This window comes from Devosia sp. UYZn731, assembly GCF_040546795.1.
Lineage (GTDB): Bacteria > Pseudomonadota > Alphaproteobacteria > Rhizobiales > Devosiaceae > Devosia.
Genome location: NZ_JBEPOL010000008.1, coordinates 286,543 through 307,778, shown reverse-complemented (window position 1 = coordinate 307,778; position 21,236 = coordinate 286,543). Strand labels below are relative to the sequence as shown.

Below are 21,236 nucleotides of genomic sequence, written 5' to 3'. Positions count from 1 at the left end.
CGCCGGGGAAAAACCGGCACACTGAGGAGGAACAGAAGTGCTCAAGAAAACGCTACTCACCGGGCTTGCTCTCAGCATGGCCATGGTCACCACCGCCTATGCCGCCGACCCCATCAAGATCGTCTATATCGGCAAGAACACCGGCAATCCCTATTTCGACAGCATCACCGGCGGCTTCGAGGATGCCTGCAAGTCGCTCGGCTGCGAATTCGAATTCGTCGCCCCGGCCACCGCCGAAGCCACCTCGCAGATCCCCTTCATCGAAGCGCAAATCCAGCGCGGCGTGAACGTCATCGCCATCGCCCCCAACAGCCCCGATGCGCTCAATCAGGTGCTCGATACTGCCAAGGCCAAGGGCATTCTCGTGCTGACCGTGAACGGCGATCTCGTCGGCAATGAAAGCCACCGCGACGCCACCATCCTGCCGGTCGATTTCACCAAGACCGGCCCCAACCAGGTCGAGCTGATGGGCTCGATGATCGGCTACAAGGGCGATATCGCCATCCTCTCGGCCACCACCGAAGCCCCCGACCAGAACACCTGGATCGCGGCGATGAACGACACGCTCAAGAACGACGCCAAGTATAAGGACATGCACCTGGTCGCCACCGTCTATGGCGATGACCAGCCCGAAAAGTCGACCACCGAAATGGAAGCCCTGCTGTCGAACTACCCAAATCTGGTTGGCGTGATTGCGCCCACCACCGTGGGTATCGCCGCCGCTGCGCAGGTCATCCAGTCGCGCAACCTCGCCAAGACTGTGCACGTCACGGGTCTGGGCCTGCCCAGTGAAATGCGCGATTTCATCAAAGACGGCACCGTCTCCGCCTTCCAGCTCTGGTCGCCCTACAATGAAGGCTGGCTGGCAGCGCACTTCGCGGTCGGCGTCGTCGGCGGCACCATCAAGAACGAAGTCGGCGGCACCTTTGAGGTTCCGAACCTGGGCACCATTACCATCGCCGATAAAAACGCGATGAATACCCAAGCCGAGCTGACCACCTTCACCCCCGAGAACATCGACGACTTCAACTTCTAACGCCGTTCTGCCGAACCTGGGCGCCGGCCTCGCCGGCGCCCTTCTCTTTCAATCCGGACATTTGCCATGAACACCTATGATTTCGCCGGCCGCACCGCCATCATCACCGGGGGCGGTCAGGGCATCGGCCTGACGGTTGCCGAACTCATCCTCGCCAATGGCGGCTCCGTCGCCATCTGGGATCGCGACGAAAAACTGCTGGCCGAGCTGAACGCCAAATATGGCGAGGATAGCAAGCTCATCGCCCTGCGCGCCGATATCGGCGACATGGTCTCGGTCGATGCCGCCGTCGCCGCCGTGCTGGCCCGCTTCGGCAAGATCGATATCCTGATCAACAATGCCGCCATCGTCGGCCCCAATGCCCCGCTATGGGAATATCCGACCAAGGATTTCATGGACGTCGTCCACATCGGCCTCGTCGGCACCTTCTTCGTCTGCCGCGCCGTGGTCCCCCACATGATCGCCGCCGGCTATGGCCGCATCGTCAATCTCAGCTCGGTCGCCGGCAAGGAAGGCAATCCCAATGCCTCGGCCTATTCCTCGACCAAGGCCGGCGTCATCGCGCTGACCAAATCGCTAGGCAAGGAGCTGGCCAAATACGATATCGCCGTCAATGCCGTGACCCCCGCCGTCGCCAAGACCACCATGGCCTTGAGCCAGGACCCGGCCTTCCTGCAAATGATCCTGGGCAAAATCCCCCGCGGCCGCATGCTCGAACTCAGCGAAGCCGCCTCGATGATCTGCTGGCTCGCCACCGCCGAAAATTCCTTCACCACCGGCTCGGTCTTTGACCTCTCCGGCGGTCGCGCCACCTATTGAGAACGGGCGGCTTTTGCCGCCCTTTTCTTTACCAGTCTGACGAACCGCTCCTTAGGTATTTTTGCGTAGAACTAACTCTTCCTGATGGCACCGGCCTGCCGCCGTGCCGAACGCGAAGAGTTGGCCGTGACGCTCCCCGACAATTCACAGACCATCCATCTGTCCGAAGTCGTCGGCGCGCTCAGCTTCGCCCTCGATATCACCGAAGGCCAGCCGCCGGGACATTCCCTGCGCTCCTGCTGGATCGGCATGCATCTGGGCATGCAATTGCAGCTCTCCCCCGAGGAGCTGTCCGACCTTTATTATACACTCCTGCTCAAGGATATCGGCTGTAGCTCCAATGCCGCGCGCATCTGCAAGCTCTACCTGACCGACGATCTCGATTTCAAACGCGGCTACAAGAGCGTCAATGACAGCCTGCCGCAAATCCTGCGCTTCGTTATCGCCAATACGGGCACGCGCTCCGGTCTGGCCGAACGATTTCAGGCAATCATCAATATTGCCCGCAACGGCGGCGAAATCTCCCGCGAACTGATCGAAACCCGGTGCCATCGCGGCGCCGACATTGCCCGCCAGATGCGCTTTTCCGAACCCGTCCAGCGCGGCATTCTCGATCTTGATGAACACTGGAACGGCAAGGGCCAGCCGGTTGGCCTGATCGGGGAAACCATTTCCCTTTATGCCCGCATCGCGCTGCTGGCGCAGGTGGCCGACGTGTTCCACACCCAGGCCGGCCCCGCCGCCGCCCTCGCCGAAGTGCAGCTTCGGGCCGGCAGCTGGTTCGACCCCGCCCTCGTCATGGCTTTTGGCTTGGTTGATGACCAGCCCGGCTTCTGGGCCATGCTGAGTTCCGACACACTGTCCGAAGCCGTGATTGCGCTGGAACCCGCAGCCCTGACCCGCCATGTCGACGAGGATTATCTCGACGATATAGCCGCGGGCTTTGCCCAGGTCATCGATGCCAAAAGCCCGTTCACCGGCGGTCACAGCGACCGCGTCGCCCTGTTCGCCGATATGATCGCCGAGGAACTGGGCTTCACTCCCCAGCGCCGCCGATGGCTCAAACGCGCCGCCCTGCTGCACGATATCGGCAAGCTCGGCGTCTCCAACAGTGTGCTCGACAAGCCCGGCAAACTCGATGACGACGAATGGGCCGCCATCAAGCAACACCCCGCCTTGGGCGAAACCATCCTCTCACGTATCGCCGCCTTCCAGGACCTGGCCGTGATCGCTGGCGCCCACCACGAGCGCCTCGACGGCAAGGGCTATCCGCGCGGCCTTGGCGAAACCGAACTCGGCCTCGAAACCCGCATCGTCACCACCGCCGATATTTTTGACGCCCTCACCGCCGACCGCCCCTATCGCGGACCGCTGCCGGTGTCCAAAGCCTTCGAGATTATGACCGAAGGGCTGGGCATATCCATTGATCCGCTCTGCCTCGATGCCCTGCAACGCGGCATCGCGCAAATGGAACGCTCCGCCGCCTAAGCGTACCAGTCGGCCTCGCCCCAATAGTCTAGGGCAGAGGCCAGAACCTCATGCGCCAGCACCGTACTGCCATCGCGCCGGACGATGAGCACCCGCTGCACACTGTTCTGGTTATAGAGGCTGACCATATAGTCCTCAACGGCGAGCGCCGGATAATCGGCGATTGGCACCGTGATCGCGTCGACGCGCAGCATGGCGCCGTCATGCCGGCCCGAGGCCAGTTCGCCCACCAGTCCCACCGCCGCCGACCGCGCCGCCAGCTCAGCCCGCCACGCCAGCACATCCGGCGCGCCAAACACTCGTTCCGGCGCATCGCGAAACTGCGCAAACACCCGATCGGCGAAATGGTCGAGCAACACCGCCACCAGCAGTACCTTGCGCACCGATAGCGGCGCGGCAAGACTGTGGCGATGCTCCTCAAGCATCAGCGCAAATTGCGCCTCAAGCATCACTGCTGCTTACGCCAGATGCTTGGCGAAAAAGGCCAGTGTCCGCTCGTTCGCCAGCTTGGCGCTGGCCGCATTATACTTCTCGGCCCGGTCGAAATTGCAGAAGCCATGGTCGCCAGGATAGAGATAAATCCCCATGTCCGGATAGCGCTGGCGCAAGGCCTCGACTTGCTCCAGCGGAATGCCATGATCGGCCTCGGCATAGTGCATCTCGGTCGGCACCTTTGGCGCCAGGTCGATATAATTGAGCAGCCCGCCACCATAATAGCCCGAGGCCGCCGACAGCCCGAGGCCGGCATGCGCCGCGCGCCACGAGGTCGCGCCGCCAAAACAATAGCCCGTAATGCCCACCTTGCCCGCGCCGGCCACAGCCTTTACCGCCGCTTCGACATCCGGCAACGCCGTAGCCTGGTTGAAGCTCTTCATCAGCTCGCCGATGCGCGCGAAGCCGGTCGGACCGTAGTCTTCACTCTCGTAGCCCAGTTCGACCCGATCCATCAGCGCCGGCGCGATGGTCAGGTAGCCGGCGGCAGCATAGCGCTCCACTTCGGTACGCACGAAATTGTTGAGCCCCCACACTTCATGGATCACCACCACGGCGCCCTTGGGCGTGCCAGCGGGCGCCGCCCTATAGGCGTTGAATACGAAGCCGTCGCCCGACGTCAGTTTGATCCGCTCACCCATGGTCTGTCCCTTGCTCCTATTCCAGGGTCTACCGCAACCCCGGTTCGCCCAAGTCTCTACCGCTCCAAAAGAAACTCCGCCAGCCAAACCAGCCGTCCACACCCTTGCGATTGCCGCGCTCGCGCAAACTTGACCGCTGATGCGAGCGGCCACCCATTTTGAGATATGCCGGGCTCTCGCACAATCTCTCCCACCCACCGGTCCTTCCCGCGGCCTTGACCCGCGGGCCGCTCTCAGTCCGGCACAGGCGGCGAGCGACCCGCGGATCAAGTCCGCGGGACAGGCCGGTGGATGTGGTTGTCCTATTCGACTCCGAGGATCCGCCTTGCCCGAGCCACCACCGGCGCATCGACCATCCGGCCATCGATGACGAAGCTTCCCGCATTCGTCCGCGCCGCCTGCACGACTCTTTCGGCCCAATCCAGTTGCACCGCACTCGGCGAAAACCCATCATTGAGTAACGCTACCACCGCCGGATGCACGCAAGTCGCCCCATCGAACCCGTGCATTCGCGCCTCGCGTGCCGCCTCAGTGATCGCCTCGTGGTCGGCGTAATCGGCAGTCGAGCGCAGCATCCCGAACGACAGCAGGCCCTCCGCTTTGGCCGCGTAATGGATCAACAGCTTGGGCAGTCGTAGCACTTCCGGCACCGGCTCGGCGCCCAAAGCCAGCGCCAGGTCTTCGCCACCCGCACTCAACCCCATAACGCGCGGCGCCCGCGCGATCAGGCGCGCATCCAGCACCGCGCCCGGGTCTTCGATCAGCGCCACGAACCCCATCTCGGCCCGCCGCAGCGGCGCTTCGATCGTGCGCAGGAACGTCGCTAGGTCGGCAAAAGTCCTCGCCTCCCGCGCCTTGGGCACATAGAGCCCAAAAGCCCCCGCCCGGCATGCCGCCTCGGCATCGGCAAACATCAGATCGGCATCCGCATTGATGCGCACGAACACCTTGGCACCATTGCGGCCCACCCCCGGCACCGCCTCAGCCAGCGCCGCGCGAGCGCTCAGCTTGTCCGCTGGCAACACGGAGTCTTCCAGGTCCAAAATGATCGCATCGGCGCCGCGCTCATGCGCCTTGGCGATGAAGCGCTCGGAACTGGCAGGCACATAGAGCAGCGAGCGCATCATGCCGTCACCGCCGCAGCAATCGCCGCTTCGTCCAGCCCGGCTTCGGCCAGAACCTCATGCGTATGCTGTCCGATCTCCGGTGCCGGCAACCGCCACACACCGGGCGTCGCCGACAGTCGCGGCACGATATTGTGCATCGGCAACGTGCCGAATTGCGCATCATCCACATCGACGATGATTTCACGCTCATCGAAATGCGCGTCTGCCATGGCATCGGCAATGTTGTAGATCGGCCCCGCCGTGGCCCCTGCCTCGCGCATGATGGCCAGCGCCTCGGCGCTTTTGCGGGTCGCAAACCACGCGCCGATCGCTTCGTCCACCAGAGCGCGGTTTTTCACCCGGTCCGAATTGGTCGCAAAGCGCGGATCGTCATTCATGTCGGCTCGCCCGATCGTCTCGAAAATCCGCCGCGCCACCGCCGGCGTCGAGCCCGACAGCGCCAGATATTTCCCATCCGCGCAGCGATAGACATTGCGCGGCGAGGCAGTATTGGAGGCGCTGCCGGCGCGCTGCTTGATCTTGCCGGTCACCTGATGGATTGCCGCTTCCGGTCCCAGAATGGAAAACATCGGCTCCAGCAGCGACAGGTCGATCACCTGCCCACGCACCGTCCCCGCCTGCCGGGCAAACAGCGCCATCGTGGTGGCAGAGGCGCCATAAACCCCCGCTATCATATCCGCCAACGCCAGCGGCGGCAGTACCGGCTCGCGATCCGGGAAACCCGTGCGATCCGCAAAGCCGCTCATGCCCTCGATGATGGTGCCGAACCCCGGCAATTGCGCATAAGGCCCGGTCTGCCCGAACCCCGAAATCCGCACCACGATCAGGTCGGGATTGCGCGCCAGCAACGCCTCGGGCGCCAACCCCATCGTCTCCAGCGTCCCCGGCCGGAAATTCTCGATGAACACATCGGCCCCATCGATCATCGCCCACAGCGCCTCCATGGCCGCAGCGTGCCGCAGGTTCAGCGCCACCGAGCGCTTGTTGCGGCCATAGGTTTTCCAGAACAGCGAGTGCCCATCATCCTTCCAGTCGCGCAGCGGATCGCCGTCGGGGCTCTCCACCTTGATCACATCCGCGCCGAAATCCGCCAATTGCAGGCTCAGCATATTGCCCGCCATCAACCGCGACAGATCAAGCACCCGGATGCCGCTCAGTGGCCCCTTGGCGGCAGGATCGTAGTGCTTTGCCTCGCCATGCATCAGCGCAACCGCGTGCCGGCCGTCTTTTCAAACAGCATCACCTTGGCCGGATCGATATGCAGATGAATAAGCTCGTCCGGGCTCAGCAGTTTGTGGTCGCGCACCACGATGGACACGTCCTGCTCGCCAATCCGCGCCAGCACTTCTTGCGCATCCCCGGTGGGCTCGACCACAAGGACAGTGGCCGGAACGCCGGTTTGCGCCAGCGTAATGTGCTGCGGCCTGATGCCATAGACGATGCCGGTTCCCGCGGTCACCTCCAGCGGCGCTCCGAGCGGCAGCGTCTGCCCACCCGCCAGCGTCGCGTCCGAGCCGCCGTCATACCCGACATTGAACAGGTTGATCTCCGGCGAGCCAATGAAGCTGGCGACGAACAGGTTGACCGGATTATTGTACAGCTCCAGCGGCGCGCCGGCTTGCTCGATATTGCCGCCATTCAGCACCACGATCTTGTCGGCCATGGTCATGGCCTCGGTCTGGTCGTGGGTGACGTAGATCATCGTCTTGCCCAGCCGCTGATGCAGCCGCTTGATTTCACCGCGCATCTTGACGCGTAGCTTGGCATCCAGATTACTCAGCGGCTCGTCGAACAGGAACGCCCGCGGATTGCGCACGATGGCCCGCCCCATCGCCACGCGCTGCCGCTGACCGCCCGAAAGTTCGCGCGGCAACCGGTCGAGCAGCTTTTCCAGCCCCAGAATTTCCGCCGCCTCATCGACGCGCTTTTTGATCTCCGCCCTGGCAACGCCCGCCAGCTTGAGCGCGAAGCTCATATTGTCGGCAACCTTCATATGCGGATAGAGCGCATAATTCTGGAACACCATGGCCAGGTCGCGTTCCTTGGCCGGCATGTTGTTGACCACCTTGCCGCCAATGGTGATCTGCCCGGAGCTGATGTCCTCGAGCCCGGCGATCATCCGCAATAGCGTTGACTTACCGCAGCCCGACGGCCCGACGAGGACGACGAATTCGCCGTCCCCCATCTCCAGCGAGATATCGTCCAGCACACTGACATTGCCGTAGTTCTTGCCGACATTCCTGAGCTCGATTTCAGACATCTTCTGTCCTTCCTGTTCTCACCTCGCCCCTTCGGGGAGAGGTCGACGCACAGCGTCCGGTGGTGGGCCTTTCGTTGCCTACGCCGTCTCGACGATCTCGATCCGTCCAACACTGATCCGCCCCGCCGACGCCAGCCGGATGCCGCTCATGCCATAGGCGTAGGACGCATCCGTCGTCTCCAGCAGCACTTTGCCATCCACCGAGAACACCAGCCGCTCGCCCTCGAGCGCAAACTTGAACTCGTAGCTCTTGCCCGTCTCCACTGCGAACGGGGCGCTGGCCAGCACGGTGGACCCAAAATCCTCCTTGAGGATCACCACCTCGTCGCCATCGAACCCGGCCGCATAGAACCGTCCGGTCCCCTGCACCCGCGCCGTCACCAGTTGCGACACGCCCGACAGCCGCTGCACATCCGCCGTCAATGTTAAATCCCGAGCGTAATAATGCCCGGTCCACATGTCCGCGTCCCCGGCCGTATGCCCGTGGATACGGTCATTCTGCTTGGTCCAGTGGCCACGATTATAGGTGAAGCGCGAAATGGCGCCCCATTCCTGGATTTCTGTCGCGGGCAGGAGGGCAGTCCTGCCCGCGCCGCCGATCGTAAAATCGGCGAGGAAGAGTCGGCCGAGATACTTGAGGCGGCCGAAGTACTCGATCGAAATGCCGATCTCGTCGATCGCCTCGTCACCTTTCGGCACGACAAACTCATAATGCTGCCAGCCTTCGCTGGATGGCACGTCCCAGGCGCCCGTCTCCTCGATGGCCCCGCTCATCGTGCGGCGCACATAGGGGGCAATCCGCAGATTGCCATCGCCATTCCATGGGTCGAGCCACAGCTTGAAGCTGACCTTCTGGCCGCCATCCACCAGCGGCGTGAACATCGGCCGATAGCGCTCATCGTCGAAATCGCTGCGACGATAGAACGGCTTCCAGAACACCCGGCCGCCCTGCCCTCGCTCCAGCCGGTCGAGCTGGATTTCCAGCGACCCGCGCGAGTCCTCGGTATGACGCTCCGTGCCGCCCTTGAGCGAAATCTGGTTGAAGCCCTCGGTGCGGAAGCCATGTGTCGAACCCGGCAGGTCGAAATCGAACCGCACCCCGCGCCGCGTCATATCTTCCAGCCACAGCGCCGGAACATCACGCCCGGCGAGCTGCAGCGCCAGCACCGTCAGCTCCCGCGCAAAACTCGGGATATCGACGATATTGATCGAACCCACGATGCCCGACGCCACCAAAAAGTCGTTGATCGGCTTGCGATACTTGTCCCAACCCGGCTGCAGCCCCTGGAATGTCCCCACGATCGCTCCGGCATTGCCCGCGTTGCAGTCGGTGTCCCAGCCCGCCATCGTGGCAATCTCGACGGTGCGCGGCAGGTCGCCCTTGCCGTAGAGGATCGCCATCACCGTCACGCCGGCATTGGGGATGATGTGGCAGACGCCCGGATAGCGGTCATAGCCCCACTCCGCCGTCAGCATGTCGCGGCAGGCGCGCCAGTCATCCGGATTGGCCTTGAAGAAGTCGATCACCGCCTGCGCCACCCGCGCATAGGTCGAGCCCGCCTCGATCGTGCCCAGCCCCGCCGCCACGATCTCGTCGATGCTGCCGGCCTCGAACGCTGCCGCAATCGCCGCCGCGCAGAACCGCGCGCCGTTGAGCCCGTCGCCATCATGGGCAACGCTCGCCGCCATCGCCGACATCTGCGCCGCCTTGGCCGGATTGCCCGGGTTCACCCAGCCCCAGCTATCGATGAAAATCTGCCCGCCGATCTGTTCGGCCACTGCTGCGCCATTCTGCGCAATCGAGCCGGACTGCGGCGCCGGGATGCCGGCCCGCAGATTGCGATAGGCAGTGTGTTCGGTGGAGACCCCGAACCCGCCCCACCAATACATGCCATGCTCTTCAGCCGCGTAGTTGAGCCAGGTTCTGCCCACATCGGCGGCGGTCGCATTCAGCCCATAGTCCCGCAGCGCCCGGATGAAATAAACCGGCCCATTGGTATCGTCGTCAGCCGCGAAATTCTTGAAATCACGCAGATACTGCGTCACCTCGCCATAGGTCTTCTGGATGCGCTCATAGCTCCAGATGGTGGGCTCCACTGGGGCGCCCAGGCGCACGCCGATGGCCTTGCCGATAAAGCCGGCATAGATTTTTTCGAGGATTTGAACTTCGGAGAGCATGAGCGGTCTTTCGTCTAAAAAATCAGGAAACAGCCAGAGCCGAACGGGCCTCGTCGCGCACTGCGGCAGCTTGGCGGTCGGCATCGAGAATGGTTTTGACAGTGTCGGTGAAGGCATCGGCGGAGGCCGTCAGGTCGAACTTGTTGGCGCTGTCCAGCAGCGCCCGGTCCTCGGTATCGATGACGCTTTCCCCATGCATCGCCCCCAGGATCGCTCCTGCCATCACGCCGATGGAGTCGGTGTCACGCCCCGAATTGATCCCGTCTTCGATGGACAGGCGGAAGTCCCCGCCATTGAGCAGGCAAAATCCCAGCGCCAGCGGCAATTCTTCGATCGCATTGAGCCGCGAGGGCCGATAGGCATCCGTCAGCCGCCCGGCCTTTTCGGCCACATGATTGACGTCGTCGCCCATTGGCGAATAGGGCGCGATAGCCGCATGGAACGCATCGCACACCGCCTCGTGGCTGGCGCCGGTCCCGCGCAATTGGCGCGCCACGCCGACGATATCGGCGATAGCCGCTCGCGTGCCGTCCTTGGCCAGCCCCAGCACCGTCTCGATGATGGCCTCGATGGTCGTGCCCGGCTCGAAAGCCGCCGCCACCGCGGCCGCCACCACCCCGGCAGCCTCCAGCCCAAAACTCTCCTGATGCCCGGCCGCAAAGGCAATCGCCTCGTCATAGGCCGCCTTCGGATCGGCGGCATTCACCACGCCGATCGGCGCGATATACATCGCCGCCCCACAGTTCACCATATTGCCCACGCCGCCCTGCCGCGGGTCACACGCGCTCAATTGGTGACGCTGGAAAATCCATTTTTCCGGATAGAACAGCCGCTCGATTAGCATCGTCTCGCGTTGCAATTCAGGCACATAGCGGGGCGTCCAGGCGATCTGGCGCACCATGCCGTCGGCCATGTCCCAGGCGTCCAGATGCCGGCCCACATCGCCATAAATGTCCATCAGCGCCAGCGTCATCAGCGTATCGTCAGTGACGATACCATTGCCGCGCACCCGCCCGTTCCGCGCCGCTGCGTCGAGGTTCATCTTGTGCCACGCCGTATTCAGCGACGTCACCCGGCCATAACGCGCCCTTATATCGGCTGCCGACAGCTTTTCCACCGGCGCGCCGAGTGCATCGCCGAGAGCTATTCCGTGCAGCATGGCGCGGACCCGGCCGCGAAGGGAGTTTGGCATTTGGCTGTCTTTCAACTCTAGCGAAGGTGACCCCCACCCCGAAGGGAGGGCCGGGATGGGGATCGTTCAGGTCACGCGCGGATTACTTCAGAACCGTGCGTGCATATTCGGCCAGCTTGGTGCCGCCGGCCGAATTGTATTCGGAGACGAACTGGTCCCACTGGTCCGTCGTGGCTTCGCCGGTGATGAACTTGGCCACCCACGAGCGATAGACCTGCTCGGTGGCGTCCACGTCGGCCGCGTAGTCGGAAGGCCAAACAAAGGCATTATCGGCCACAAAGCCCGCCTTGATGGTGTCGAGCGCGGCCTGCGCGGTCGGGCTGAGCTGCTGGGTCGGGGCCGTCCAGTTGGCGGCGTTGAAGAAGCGCGCATACCAGGTCGATATCTTGTCGGTGAAGGTCACCGCGCCGCTCGCATCCTTGGTATATTGCTCGCCCTCGAAGCCCATGCGGTCGATATCCTGGCCCGCCTTGGACGCCATGAAGTCGAGCACCTTGACGGCCTCTTCCTTGTGTTCGGACACCGAGGACACCGCAAAACCACGGGATTCCTTGCTGACATCGACGGCTGCCAATCCCTGCCCGCCGGGGCCCTTCGGCAGTGGCAGCAGCGCCAGCGTGATGTTCTCACCCGGATGGGCCTGGTTCATCTTGCCGCCATAGATGTCGATCACTTCGGGCGACGAGCCGAAGATCACGCCAGCCTTGCCGGTGTAGAATTTGTCTTCCTTCACGTCGAACGTGTTGGTGACATATTCCTTGTCGAACAGGCCCTCACTGCCCAGGCGCGCATAATATTCGAGCTTGGCCTTCTCGGCATCGGTGACGCGCGAATTGACCCAGGCGCCCGAGGCATCCTTCATCCAGGTGGCGGTCACGCCAAAGGCCTGGTTGAAGATGGAATCGAGTTCGGCGGTATTGCCATAGCCGGTCAGACCCAGCGTATTGCCGGGCGTGCCGTCGCCATCCAGATCGCCATCATGGATCGCCTTGAACAGGGCTTCATATTCTTCCACTGTGGTCGGCGGCGCCATGCCGAGCTTGTCCAGCCAATCCTGCCGGATCACCGGCTGCGGTGCACGCGGCGGATAGATGTAGAGCAGGTATGGATAGTTCTTCAGCCGTTCCACATTGTGCGGCCATAGGGCGGCCTTCAGGTTCGGATATTTCTCGATCCAGGGATTGAGGTCTTCCAAAATCCCCTGTTCGGCCATTTTCTGGTCGCCGCCCTGGAAATAGATGATGTCGGGAATGTCCCCCGACAGCAGTTGCACGCTCAGCGCATCGGCATAGCCCGAACCGGGCAGGTCCATGATCTGCAGGTCGACGTCAGTGCCGGCGGCCTTGAGCCCAGCCTCAATCGCCTCGATTTCCTTGACGTCTTCGGGGTTGGTGGTCAGCAGGTCCTTGCTGACGATGCGGATCGGCACCGACTGGGCAAAGGCAGGGACGGCCAGCGCGCCGACAAGCGCCAGTGCGGCGGTAGAGAGCATGAGAGTTCTGCGAAGCATGATTATTGTTCCTCCTGTTTATGCTTGCTGCATTGGTTGGCCGTCATCCCTTGAGCGCTCCTGACATGGTGCCCTTGGTGAAGAATTTGAGGATGAGCGGGTAGATGGCGAGGATCGGCACGATGGTGATCAGGATCATGCCGGCCTTGAGGGCGCGGATGTTGATCTGGGCGATGCCGATATTGTTGTTGGCGTTTTCAGCCCCCACGATGGCGACCTTGTCGCCGCCGATGACGAACTGACGCAACACGACCTGCAGCGGCCATTTTGTCTGGTCGTTGAGGTAGATCATGGCGCGGAAAAACTCGTTCCAGTGGAACACGAGATAGAACAGCGCGATGGTCGCCAGCGCCGGCCGCGCCAGCGGCAGCACCACCATCCAGAAGGTCTGGAACGGATTGGCGCCGTCGAGTTCGGCTGCTTCCAGCAGTTCCTCCGGGATTTCCTCGAAGAAGCGGATCAGGATGATCAGGTACCAGGCGTTGATCGCCTTATAGAGGATCACCGACCATGGATTGTTGAGCAGCCCCATATGCTTCATCAGGAAATAGTCCGGGATGATGCCGGGCTCGAAGACGATGGTGACCAGCACCAGAACGAAGATGATGCGCCGCCCCGGCAGCTTGGGGCGCGACATGCCCCAAGCCATCAGCGCAGTTCCCAGAGTGCCGATCAGCACGCTGGCGCCGGTCATCCAGATCGAGTTGAAAATGCCGCGCTGCACATTGGGGTGCTGCAACAGCAACAGCCAGACATCGGGCGAAAAGCCATCGGGGATGATCGAGAGGCCCGAGAACCCGGCCACCTTGGCAGGGTCGGACAGCGACAGGGCCAGCAGGTTCAACAGCGGCTGCAGACTGAACACGACCAGCAGGAACAGGCTCGAAATGATGATCGCCGACTCGGCGCGTTCGAGCGGGGTACGACGGGAATTTCCGAACATCACCACACTCCCTTGCCGGTCAGGCGTTTGCTGATCAAATGCGAGACCAGCACCAGGACCATGCCGATTACCGCCTTGAACAGGCCGGCCGCCGTGGCGAGAGAGTACTCCCCGGTCGTCAAACCTATGCGATAAACGTAGGTGTCGATGATATCGATGGTCGAGGCGTTGACGTCGTTTTGCAGGTTGATGACCTGGTTGAGGTCGGCGGAGAGGAACATGCCCATGTTGAGGATGAACAGCGTGGCGATGGTGGGAACGATCCCAGGGAGGGTGACGTGCCAGATTTTCTGCCAGCGATTGGCGCCATCCATTTCGGCGGCATCGTAGAGTTGGGTATCGATCGAGATGATTGCGGCGAGATAGAGCAGGCTATCCCAGCCGGCGGAACGCCAGATTTCGGTGAACACCAAGACCCAGCGGATGGTGCCGGTATTGGTCAAATAGTTGATCGGCTGCAGGCCCATGCCGCGCGCGATCTGCCCGGCTGCGCCGTCGGTGGGCGATAGGAACGCGACGAAGACGCCGGCAATCACCACCCAACTCAGGAAATGCGGCAGATAGATTGCGGACTGGATGGTCTGCCGCAAGGGGCCACTGCGGACTTCGTTGAGGAGGAGCGCCACCATGATGGGGACGGGGAAGACGAAGATGATCTTCATGCCCGAGATGATGAGGGTGTTCGCAAGCACCTGGTAAAACACCGGCGACGAGAACAGCGCCTGAAAATTCTTCAATCCCACCCAAATGTTAGGGGGAATGATGCGGACCTGTTCGAAGGCCATCTTGGCTTCCCAGATCGGCACGTAATGCCAGATCAGGAAAAAGATTATCCCCGGCGTCATCATCGCGTAATAGGGCCACCACTGGCGAAAACCATGAATGAATCCAGCGGCTTGGCCAGCCTTCGGCAAAGCCGCGCCGGACTTGGGAACGTTCCCGCGCACGGTCGTCAAAGTGCTTTTCTTGCTCTGTGCAACCATGGTCAGACCCTCCCTGCCCCCGCGACAGCGCGCTGCGGGGTTGCCGTGGACAGGTCGGCGAGGGAACCCCGCTCGATCAGCCGGCACGGCAAATAGATCCGCCGGTGTTCCGGTCGGTGTTCGATTTCGTTGAAGAGACCCTCGACCGCCCGCTCGCCCAGGCCGCGGCCCGGCTTGGCGATCGTGGTGAGACCGGGCCAGGTAAACTCGCCCGATGGAATGCCGTCAAAGCCGATGATGGACACGTCTTCGGGGCAGCGCAGTCCGGCTTCGCGTACCGCCATCATGGCGCCCATGGCCATCATGTCGTTGGCGGCGAAGACGCAGACATGACCCACATGCGCCCGTTCGAGCAGGCGCCGCATGGCGATCCGCCCACCCTCGACCGTATACTCGCCATCCTCGACGGCCAGGATCGCTGGATCGATATCGCGGGCGACGCAATGCTCATGCACGGAGCGCAGAAACCGCGCTCGCGCCAAACGGTTCTTGGGCCCCAAGATCAGGCTCGGAGCATAATGTCCTTTGGAAACAAGATGATCCATGCCCAGCCGGACGGCCTGGGCAATGTCGGAGCCGACGCTTGATGTCTCGGCAAAGCGCTCGGCGCTGGAGCCGATCAGCACGAAGGGCAGCCCGAAACGATCGAGATCGTCAAAACTATCGGCTACGGGATTGATGATGGCGCCATCCACGCGAGCACGCCTCAAGGCCCCCAGATGTGCGGCTTCCTTGACCACATCCCAGTCCGACGAGAATACCAGCAGCGACCCGCCGCTCTCGGCCGCCTTGTCCTGCGCACCGCGCGCGACATCGGCCCAGAACGGGTTGGTGATATCGGGAATGACCAGGCCCAGCAGCCCCGAGCGGCCCGAGCGCATGCCCACCGCAAGGTGATTGCGCTCGTAACCCACTGTCGTGGCAGCCTTCAACACCCGCTCGCGGGTCTCTTCGGTAATATTGGACGAGCCGGCAAGCGCCCGCGCTGCGGTGCTCTTGGATACGCCCGCGCGTTCTGCGACATCGATAATGGTGGGCCGACGATTGCGGCTCGAACTCATTGCCTCATCCCTGCATCGGCCTTCAAACCACGGATTCTGAATGACCCGTTTCGCGATGCCATGGGAACGTTACCGCAGCCAACGGGATGGTGTCAATCCACCAGCATGCTGGATTTCCTGTTGGACAAAATCGGGCCGATAACCGTCAAATCCAGCCAGCATGCTGGATTTCTTGCTGACAAAAAAAGGCGGCCCTTACGGACCGCCTTCGTTCACTCGAAAGCTGGATCAGGCGCCGAACAGGTTCGACGACAGGAGGCCAAACAGGGTCGCCAGCGAGCGGACGGTTTCGACCGGGACATTGGTGCCCGTGAAGGTGCCCGACGCGTCAACCTGCGACGGGGTCTCGGTGGGCACGCCGTCGATGTCGATGGTGACGTACTTGCTTTCCTTCATGATGATCTGCGCCGAAATGCCATCGGCGGCGCTGAACAGGTCGCCATTGGCATCGGCCGAGGCGAACAATGCGTCATCGCTGGTGGCCTCGGCGGACGGCAGGGTCAGCGTCAGGTCATACTGGCGCTGCTGGTCCACGCCGGGCGAAGCGGTCAACGGCATATTGCCCTTGAGGACATATTCCTTGTCGTCGCAATTGGCCGTCAGGTCCAGGAACCAGCTTTCGGTCTGGTAGGCGAACACCATATTGCCCGACCAGGTGCAGCCCTTGTCCGACGGCAGGCCAGCTGACGGCACGAAGAGGCGCGACAGGTCGACGGTATCGACGCGCTGGTCGATCAGCTTGCTATCGCCACCGCTATTGATCTTGGCCAGAACGGTATTGGCGAGAGCCGCAGCGCCGGTCGAGGTGACTTCCGGCTTGAGGTTCATGGAGCCCGAGAATGCGGCGGTCGAAGGCGCCACCTTGCCGAGCGCCAGATAATTGATGGAGAGGGTCGAGCCATCGGTCGAACCATCGCTCTTGACCACATAGCCGCCGGAATATTGCGTGCGCGGCAGCAGCGCCTGGTTGGCCGGATTGACGATCGAGCCATTGCCGGCGACGGCGCAGGCCTTGTCTTCGCGCATGATCAGCATCGAGGTGTGGCCGGCCGAGCAGGTCAACTGGATCTGCGATTTCACCTGGGCATCGCCCAAGGTGACCGCGAAAGTGTCCTTGCGCGAGGAATCCTTAAGCGTCGGCATGGTTGCCGCCACCGCAAAGGTCACGCTGGAGGGAACCGGGGCCGCCTGGGCAAACGCCGCAACGGGGGCCCGGACAAGAAGGGGAAGGAGATAAAGCGATTTGAGTGTCACGGAAGTCTCCATAATGTGAATGGGGCGCCTCGGTTGCACGTAAACCATCGCCCGCCCAATATAACAACTGCCTTGAAGGGCCTTAACCCCGGCTGATCCATTTCTTCATGACCTGTTCAGCCAACGCCGGCCTGACGAACGACGCCGCTTAGCGCGCCACTCCGATGCCGCTGCCTCAAACCCGCCGCATTAGGGCACACCGTCAGAAACTAACCTGAGGAAACATTGCAGTCATCACTTGACGAAAAAGAAGCTAGCTCTTTTTTCCAGAAAAAATGATTCGAAACAATTCGTTAACTGCGGCATTCTCGAGTCTTGTTATGGGACAACTTGCTCTTTGCGCCTGCCCCTAGCAAGCAATTGGCCTTTACGCGAAAGGATGCCGAAAAATGCCTGATATTCAAAGTGTGCCGAAAAGCAACGGATCGCGCAAGCCCGTGCCGACCAACGGTGGCGACACCGAAAACGGGTCGGACGACCATGCCGATAGCGGTATTCACCTGCAGGCGATGACCGCCAAGAAAACCGTCGAGCTTCCAGATCTGGTGGAACGGGCGCAACGGCAAGTTCAGCAGCACCTCAGAAGCGCCGAACAGGACGCTGCCACCTATCTCGACCGGGTAGGGCTGATCGATGCCGAAATCGCCAAGGCCGAGCAGGACAAGACGCTGGCCGAAGACCAGGTGCGCTATTGGCAATCGGTGCAGGAGCACACTGTGCATGTCATCGATGTGCTGCGGCAGCGCCGCTCAGGCCCGCAGGCGGCACTCGATGCGCTGCGCAAAAATGGCATCCAGGGTTAACCCGTAGCGAGCCCGCTGCGGCGTTCGATGGGGACGTGCCTCCCGACAAACAAGCAACGCCACCGTCAAGGACGGGCAGGCGACGGCAACGTTTGCGCTTGGCGCATGATTTATCCGGGCGAAGGCAACGAACCCCGTGCGGCCACGTTGTGTGCTCGTAGCGTCACCATGGAGACCCGCAATGGGCACGTCTGTCCTCATCAGCATTCTCATTACCTTCCTCGTCGTCGTGCTCATCCTGTGGCTGGTCCAGCGCCTGCCGGTCGAAGCGCGTGTTCGCCAAATCCTGCAGATTGTGGTGATCGTCATCGGCATCATTTCGCTGCTGAAATACCTCGCCGTTTTCTAGGCGCCGTCACAGCGCCGCTTCGGCCCCGTCCAGCAATGGGCGGGGCCGTTTGCTTTTTGAATGGCGATTCAGCTTTGCTGAGCGATAGCCAGCCTAGAGCGGCATCACCTCATTGATGAACTTGACGATGCGCGCCTTGGCTTCGGTGCCGTGAGCCGCCGGGAACATCGACATGGCGTGTTCGCCGCCCGGATAGATTTCCAGAGCTTTGGGTTCAGCGGCAACTTCGAACATGTGCCGCGTATCGGCAATATAGGTGTCGTTTTCGGTATTGATAAACAACTTGGCGGCGGTGGAGGTCGATAGCGACGCATCGTCCGCGGCAAGGCCCGCAAACCCCAGCGGCGCCGACAGGGTGACATAGCCCAGGGGCTTGGCCGCAACCGCAGCCGGCACGGTGACAATGCCGCCCATGCTGGCGCCGACCAGCACCAGATTGGCCGCGCCGCCGGCCTTGGCAAAGGCAATCGCCGCATCCAGATCGTGCCCGATGGCGCCGATATCCTGCACCCCTTCCGATGGCTTGTAGCCGCGGAAATTATAGGTCAGCACCCCATATCCCTGATCGGCCAGGGTCTTGGCGACATCGGCCCAGGCCGACTGGTCCAGATCGTATTGATGGGACAGGATGACGACATTGTCGCCGTCCCCATACCAAAGGCCCGACAGAGCGACGCCGTCGTCACTGGTGAAAGCAACCACCTTGACGTCGGCGGCCAGGGCCGGCGCGCTGAGCATCACGGTCGTAGCGACGATCGTCAGCAGCGAAAAAAGAGCGGGTCGAAAATCCATGCTGTCCTCCTGCACGGCATGCTTGCCGCCGGCAGACACTCGCGCGAAGCGCCCTTCGCAACCATGCCGGGATGGACTAGATATCGTGCGGAATGGAAACCGCTCCGCCATGACGCCAGCCGCAGCCCCATCGATCTTTGTCGGCCGGCAGTTTTTCGCCGGCTACCGACTGCCCGTTGCACTGGGACAATACGATCCGGCGCGAGCGTTTACCGGCCATTACGGCCTGATCCATATTGCGCAGGGCACCGGGCTGCTCGAGGGTCCCACTGGCCCGGTCATGGTCGCGGCGCCCGCCGTGATCCTGCTCGATGACATCCTCCGCCCGTCCATCATCCGCCGCCAGAGCCTTGTGCTTGAAGCGCTGTTCTTCGAACCCGGCGTCATCAACAGCCTGTTCACGCCCGAGCTGTTGCGCGCCACGCCGGTATTTGACGGCACCGCCGAACAGGACGCCTATCTGCTGCGACGTTTTCTCGAACCGGAAGCACTCGGGCGACCGCTGCTGTTGTCGGCCACGCTGCATCACCGTGTCGGCGACGCGCTGGGCCGGGTGGGGGCCGAGGGCGCGGCGCAAATCGACGCGCATTGGCCTTGCCGCACCCGCTCCTGGCTGATCGAGCTGCTGTTCCAACTGCGCGTTGCCAATCCGCAGGTGCAGCAATTAGCGCCGCTGGCTTCGAATGATCGGCTGGATCAGGCGCTGCTGTTCGTGCACGAGCGGTTCAATACCGAATTCACGCTGGACGACGTGGCGCGCTGGTGCGGCAGCAACCGAACCCAGGTCAATCAACGGTTCCGCGCTCTGACGGGGCAGAGCCTGCGCCAATATGTGATTGGCCTGCGGCTGCGGGTCGCTTCGTCGCTCCTGCGCGATACCGGCCTGCCCATTGCCGAAATCATGGGGCGGGTGGGCTATGAAAATGGCTCCAACTTCACCCGCACCTTTCGCGGCGCCTTCGGCCAGACGCCGCGCGAGCATCGGCGCACCACACGGCCCGACTAGGCGTGCTCAGGTATCGAGCGGATCTCGCGCCGGCGTCATATCCATGACCTTGGGTGGCGGCGCGTCCGAGACGCCGACGAGCCGGACGATCAACCGCGCCAGGCTCGGCCCGGTCATCAGCACGACGAGAAAGCGCGCCGTCTGCATGGCGATGACGAAGGGCACGTCGACCTTGCTCGATGCGGCGATGATGGCCACAGAGTCGGCGCCGCCGGGACTGGTCGCCAGATAGGCCGTGAGCGGATCGACGCCGGCGAACATCACCAGCAGGACCGCGAACAAGCCGCAGATGGCGATCAGCAGCAGTGTCGAGGCGAGGATTTGCGGGAAAACGCGCGCGGCGTGGCCAAGAATATCGCGCGTGAACCGCAGCCCGATCGACCAGCCGGCGACGGCATAGCTGATGGCCAGCAGCCGTTGCGGCAGTTCGATCTGGATCATGCCGGTATTTTGCAGCACCACGCCGACGATCATGGGCAGCAGCATGGCGCCCGCCGGCAGCCGCAGCAGCTTGCCCAGAATGGCGCCGATAAAGGCCAGCGCCAGGGTCTGCATCAGCGGCACCCAGACGATGACCGGAAACCACTCGACGGGCGGCGGCGGCGGCCCGCTGCCCCCGCCATTGGCCCAGATGCGCGCGACGAGCGACGCCGCAATGGCGACACAGACCACCCGGATATATTGCATCAGCGCCACGAGACGGAAATCGGCGCCATGGGCCTCGGCCATGATGATCATGGCGGTCGCGGCGCCGGGCGAAGCGCCCCAGATCGCCGTGGTGCCGGGCAGCACGCGCAGCCGCGTCAGCACCAGGCCGATGGCGTTGGCGGCGACGATGACAGCGAGCACCCCGATGGCAAAAATCGGCCAGTCCTTGGCGATCTCGCCGATCACCGAGGCGGGCAGTGCCCGCACCATCAGGCAACCGATCACCCCTTGCGACAGCACGAACAGGTTGGGCGGCACCCGCACCGTCCCGTCGGCCGACGCGATGACGATGCCCGCCACCATTGGGCCGAGGAACAGCGCCGCAGGCAATCCCGCCAGTTCCAGGATGGCGATCAAGATGACCGACAGGGCGAGCAGTGCCGCGCCCTGCACAGGCCAGCTCCGCCCTCCGATGGCGAAACGGCGCGACGGCTCCGATAATGAGGACATGGCGGGACTCGGAGGCCGGAAAACTCGGCCTTGGGGAGGATCAATGCTGGCGTGGTAGCGGCTTGCGCGGTCACATTCAACCGCCAAAAGCCGATGGAATTGCATAGCGGAATTGCGCCGGGCCTCCAATCTGCTATCCATCTG

The 21,236-nt window shown here is 62.6% G+C and carries 20 protein-coding genes; 6 read left to right on the top strand and 14 right to left on the bottom strand.

Annotated elements, in window-relative coordinates:
• Positions 1-37 precede the first annotated feature (37 nt).
• The 3 genes from ABIB57_RS20665 (at position 38) to ABIB57_RS20655 (ending at position 3,343) form a co-directional block, all read left to right on the top strand.
• Complete coding sequence (locus ABIB57_RS20665; RefSeq protein WP_354043131.1) at positions 38-1,036, top strand: substrate-binding domain-containing protein; 999 nt, start codon at positions 38-40, stop codon at positions 1,034-1,036.
• Between the two features lie 66 nt (positions 1,037-1,102).
• Positions 1,103-1,855: an SDR family NAD(P)-dependent oxidoreductase gene (locus tag ABIB57_RS20660; protein ID WP_354043130.1), complete on the top strand. Its 753-nt coding sequence runs from the start codon at positions 1,103-1,105 to the stop codon at positions 1,853-1,855.
• Between the two features lie 84 nt (positions 1,856-1,939).
• A complete protein-coding gene (locus tag ABIB57_RS20655; protein WP_502914438.1) occupies positions 1,940-3,343 on the top strand; it encodes an HD-GYP domain-containing protein in 1,404 nt (467 codons plus the stop codon).
• On the opposite strand, the gene ABIB57_RS20650 is transcribed toward ABIB57_RS20655, so the two are convergent.
• The 12 genes from ABIB57_RS20650 to ABIB57_RS20595 all read right to left on the bottom strand — a co-directional run bounded on the left by ABIB57_RS20650 (position 3,340) and on the right by ABIB57_RS20595 (position 16,984).
• The gene (locus ABIB57_RS20650) at positions 3,340-3,792 is read right to left on the bottom strand and encodes a hypothetical protein (protein WP_354043128.1); all 453 of its coding nucleotides are present in this window, start codon (positions 3,790-3,792) and stop codon (positions 3,340-3,342) included. The genes ABIB57_RS20655 and ABIB57_RS20650 overlap by 4 nt on opposite strands.
• A 9-nt stretch (positions 3,793-3,801) precedes the next feature.
• Positions 3,802-4,476 (bottom strand): dienelactone hydrolase family protein, encoded by a 675-nt coding sequence (locus ABIB57_RS20645; RefSeq protein WP_354043127.1) that lies wholly within the window; start codon positions 4,474-4,476, stop codon positions 3,802-3,804.
• 302 nt (positions 4,477-4,778) lie between these two features.
• Positions 4,779-5,603 carry an HpcH/HpaI aldolase/citrate lyase family protein gene (locus tag ABIB57_RS20640; protein ID WP_354043126.1) on the bottom strand — a complete coding sequence of 275 codons (825 nt, stop codon included), beginning with the start codon at positions 5,601-5,603 and terminating at the stop codon, positions 4,779-4,781.
• Entirely contained in the window at positions 5,600-6,805 is a 1,206-nt protein-coding gene (locus ABIB57_RS20635; protein ID WP_354043125.1) for a CaiB/BaiF CoA transferase family protein, read from the bottom strand. Before ABIB57_RS20635 ends, ABIB57_RS20640 begins: the two co-directional genes overlap by 4 nt.
• The gene (locus tag ABIB57_RS20630; RefSeq protein WP_354043124.1) at positions 6,805-7,863 is read right to left on the bottom strand and encodes an ABC transporter ATP-binding protein; all 1,059 of its coding nucleotides are present in this window, start codon (positions 7,861-7,863) and stop codon (positions 6,805-6,807) included. Before ABIB57_RS20630 ends, ABIB57_RS20635 begins: the two co-directional genes overlap by 1 nt.
• A 78-nt stretch (positions 7,864-7,941) precedes the next feature.
• Positions 7,942-10,041, bottom strand: a complete 2,100-nt coding sequence (locus ABIB57_RS20625; RefSeq protein ID WP_354043123.1) for an ADP-ribosylglycohydrolase family protein — start codon at positions 10,039-10,041, stop codon at positions 7,942-7,944.
• 22 nt (positions 10,042-10,063) lie between these two features.
• Entirely contained in the window at positions 10,064-11,233 is a 1,170-nt protein-coding gene (locus ABIB57_RS20620) for an ADP-ribosylglycohydrolase family protein (protein WP_354043122.1), read from the bottom strand.
• Between the two features lie 82 nt (positions 11,234-11,315).
• Positions 11,316-12,743: an extracellular solute-binding protein gene (locus tag ABIB57_RS20615; protein ID WP_354043121.1), complete on the bottom strand. Its 1,428-nt coding sequence runs from the start codon at positions 12,741-12,743 to the stop codon at positions 11,316-11,318.
• Between the two features lie 43 nt (positions 12,744-12,786).
• Positions 12,787-13,686, bottom strand: coding sequence for a carbohydrate ABC transporter permease (locus tag ABIB57_RS20610; protein WP_299725775.1), 900 nt, complete (start codon positions 13,684-13,686; stop codon positions 12,787-12,789).
• Positions 13,686-14,669, bottom strand: a complete 984-nt coding sequence (locus tag ABIB57_RS20605; RefSeq protein WP_354043120.1) for an ABC transporter permease — start codon at positions 14,667-14,669, stop codon at positions 13,686-13,688. The genes ABIB57_RS20610 and ABIB57_RS20605 overlap by 1 nt, the downstream gene beginning before the upstream one ends.
• 2 nt (positions 14,670-14,671) lie before the next feature.
• A complete protein-coding gene (locus ABIB57_RS20600; RefSeq protein WP_354043119.1) occupies positions 14,672-15,730 on the bottom strand; it encodes a LacI family DNA-binding transcriptional regulator in 1,059 nt (352 codons plus the stop codon).
• A gap of 228 nt (positions 15,731-15,958) precedes the next feature.
• Positions 15,959-16,984 (bottom strand): hypothetical protein, encoded by a 1,026-nt coding sequence (locus ABIB57_RS20595; RefSeq protein ID WP_354043118.1) that lies wholly within the window; start codon positions 16,982-16,984, stop codon positions 15,959-15,961.
• 389 nt (positions 16,985-17,373) lie between these two features.
• On the opposite strand from ABIB57_RS20595, the gene ABIB57_RS20590 reads away from it, so the two are divergent.
• Complete coding sequence (locus tag ABIB57_RS20590; protein WP_354043117.1) at positions 17,374-17,787, top strand: hypothetical protein; 414 nt, start codon at positions 17,374-17,376, stop codon at positions 17,785-17,787.
• 181 nt (positions 17,788-17,968) lie between these two features.
• The gene (locus tag ABIB57_RS20585) at positions 17,969-18,136 is read left to right on the top strand and encodes a Thivi_2564 family membrane protein (RefSeq protein ID WP_354043116.1); all 168 of its coding nucleotides are present in this window, start codon (positions 17,969-17,971) and stop codon (positions 18,134-18,136) included.
• A 93-nt stretch (positions 18,137-18,229) separates the two neighbouring features.
• On the opposite strand, the gene ABIB57_RS20580 is transcribed toward ABIB57_RS20585, so the two are convergent.
• Positions 18,230-18,928, bottom strand: a complete 699-nt coding sequence (locus ABIB57_RS20580) for an alpha/beta hydrolase (protein WP_354043115.1) — start codon at positions 18,926-18,928, stop codon at positions 18,230-18,232.
• A gap of 109 nt (positions 18,929-19,037) precedes the next feature.
• On the opposite strand from ABIB57_RS20580, the gene ABIB57_RS20575 reads away from it, so the two are divergent.
• The gene (locus tag ABIB57_RS20575; protein WP_354043114.1) at positions 19,038-19,934 is read left to right on the top strand and encodes an AraC family transcriptional regulator; all 897 of its coding nucleotides are present in this window, start codon (positions 19,038-19,040) and stop codon (positions 19,932-19,934) included.
• A 6-nt stretch (positions 19,935-19,940) separates the two neighbouring features.
• On the opposite strand, the gene ABIB57_RS20570 is transcribed toward ABIB57_RS20575, so the two are convergent.
• The gene (locus ABIB57_RS20570) at positions 19,941-21,092 is read right to left on the bottom strand and encodes an AbrB family transcriptional regulator (RefSeq protein WP_354043113.1); all 1,152 of its coding nucleotides are present in this window, start codon (positions 21,090-21,092) and stop codon (positions 19,941-19,943) included.
• Between the last annotated feature and the right edge of the window lie 144 nt (positions 21,093-21,236).

Coding starts and splice junctions, on each gene's coding strand:
- ABIB57_RS20660 (WP_354043130.1), top strand. CDS start 1,103: ATGAACACCTATGATTTCGCCGGCCGCACCGCCATCATCACCGGGGGC.
- ABIB57_RS20655 (WP_502914438.1), top strand. CDS start 1,940: ATGGCACCGGCCTGCCGCCGTGCCGAACGCGAAGAGTTGGCCGTGACG.
- ABIB57_RS20650 (WP_354043128.1), bottom strand. CDS start 3,792: ATGCTTGAGGCGCAATTTGCGCTGATGCTTGAGGAGCATCGCCACAGT.
- ABIB57_RS20645 (WP_354043127.1), bottom strand. CDS start 4,476: ATGGGTGAGCGGATCAAACTGACGTCGGGCGACGGCTTCGTATTCAAC.
- ABIB57_RS20640 (WP_354043126.1), bottom strand. CDS start 5,603: ATGATGCGCTCGCTGCTCTATGTGCCTGCCAGTTCCGAGCGCTTCATC.
- ABIB57_RS20635 (WP_354043125.1), bottom strand. CDS start 6,805: ATGCATGGCGAGGCAAAGCACTACGATCCTGCCGCCAAGGGGCCACTG.
- ABIB57_RS20630 (WP_354043124.1), bottom strand. CDS start 7,863: ATGTCTGAAATCGAGCTCAGGAATGTCGGCAAGAACTACGGCAATGTC.
- ABIB57_RS20625 (WP_354043123.1), bottom strand. CDS start 10,041: ATGCTCTCCGAAGTTCAAATCCTCGAAAAAATCTATGCCGGCTTTATC.
- ABIB57_RS20620 (WP_354043122.1), bottom strand. CDS start 11,233: ATGCCAAACTCCCTTCGCGGCCGGGTCCGCGCCATGCTGCACGGAATA.
- ABIB57_RS20615 (WP_354043121.1), bottom strand. CDS start 12,743: ATGCTTCGCAGAACTCTCATGCTCTCTACCGCCGCACTGGCGCTTGTC.
- ABIB57_RS20610 (WP_299725775.1), bottom strand. CDS start 13,686: ATGTTCGGAAATTCCCGTCGTACCCCGCTCGAACGCGCCGAGTCGGCG.
- ABIB57_RS20605 (WP_354043120.1), bottom strand. CDS start 14,669: ATGGTTGCACAGAGCAAGAAAAGCACTTTGACGACCGTGCGCGGGAAC.
- ABIB57_RS20600 (WP_354043119.1), bottom strand. CDS start 15,730: ATGAGTTCGAGCCGCAATCGTCGGCCCACCATTATCGATGTCGCAGAA.
- ABIB57_RS20590 (WP_354043117.1), top strand. CDS start 17,374: ATGCCTGATATTCAAAGTGTGCCGAAAAGCAACGGATCGCGCAAGCCC.
- ABIB57_RS20585 (WP_354043116.1), top strand. CDS start 17,969: ATGGGCACGTCTGTCCTCATCAGCATTCTCATTACCTTCCTCGTCGTC.
- ABIB57_RS20580 (WP_354043115.1), bottom strand. CDS start 18,928: ATGGATTTTCGACCCGCTCTTTTTTCGCTGCTGACGATCGTCGCTACG.
- ABIB57_RS20575 (WP_354043114.1), top strand. CDS start 19,038: ATGACGCCAGCCGCAGCCCCATCGATCTTTGTCGGCCGGCAGTTTTTC.
- ABIB57_RS20570 (WP_354043113.1), bottom strand. CDS start 21,092: ATGTCCTCATTATCGGAGCCGTCGCGCCGTTTCGCCATCGGAGGGCGG.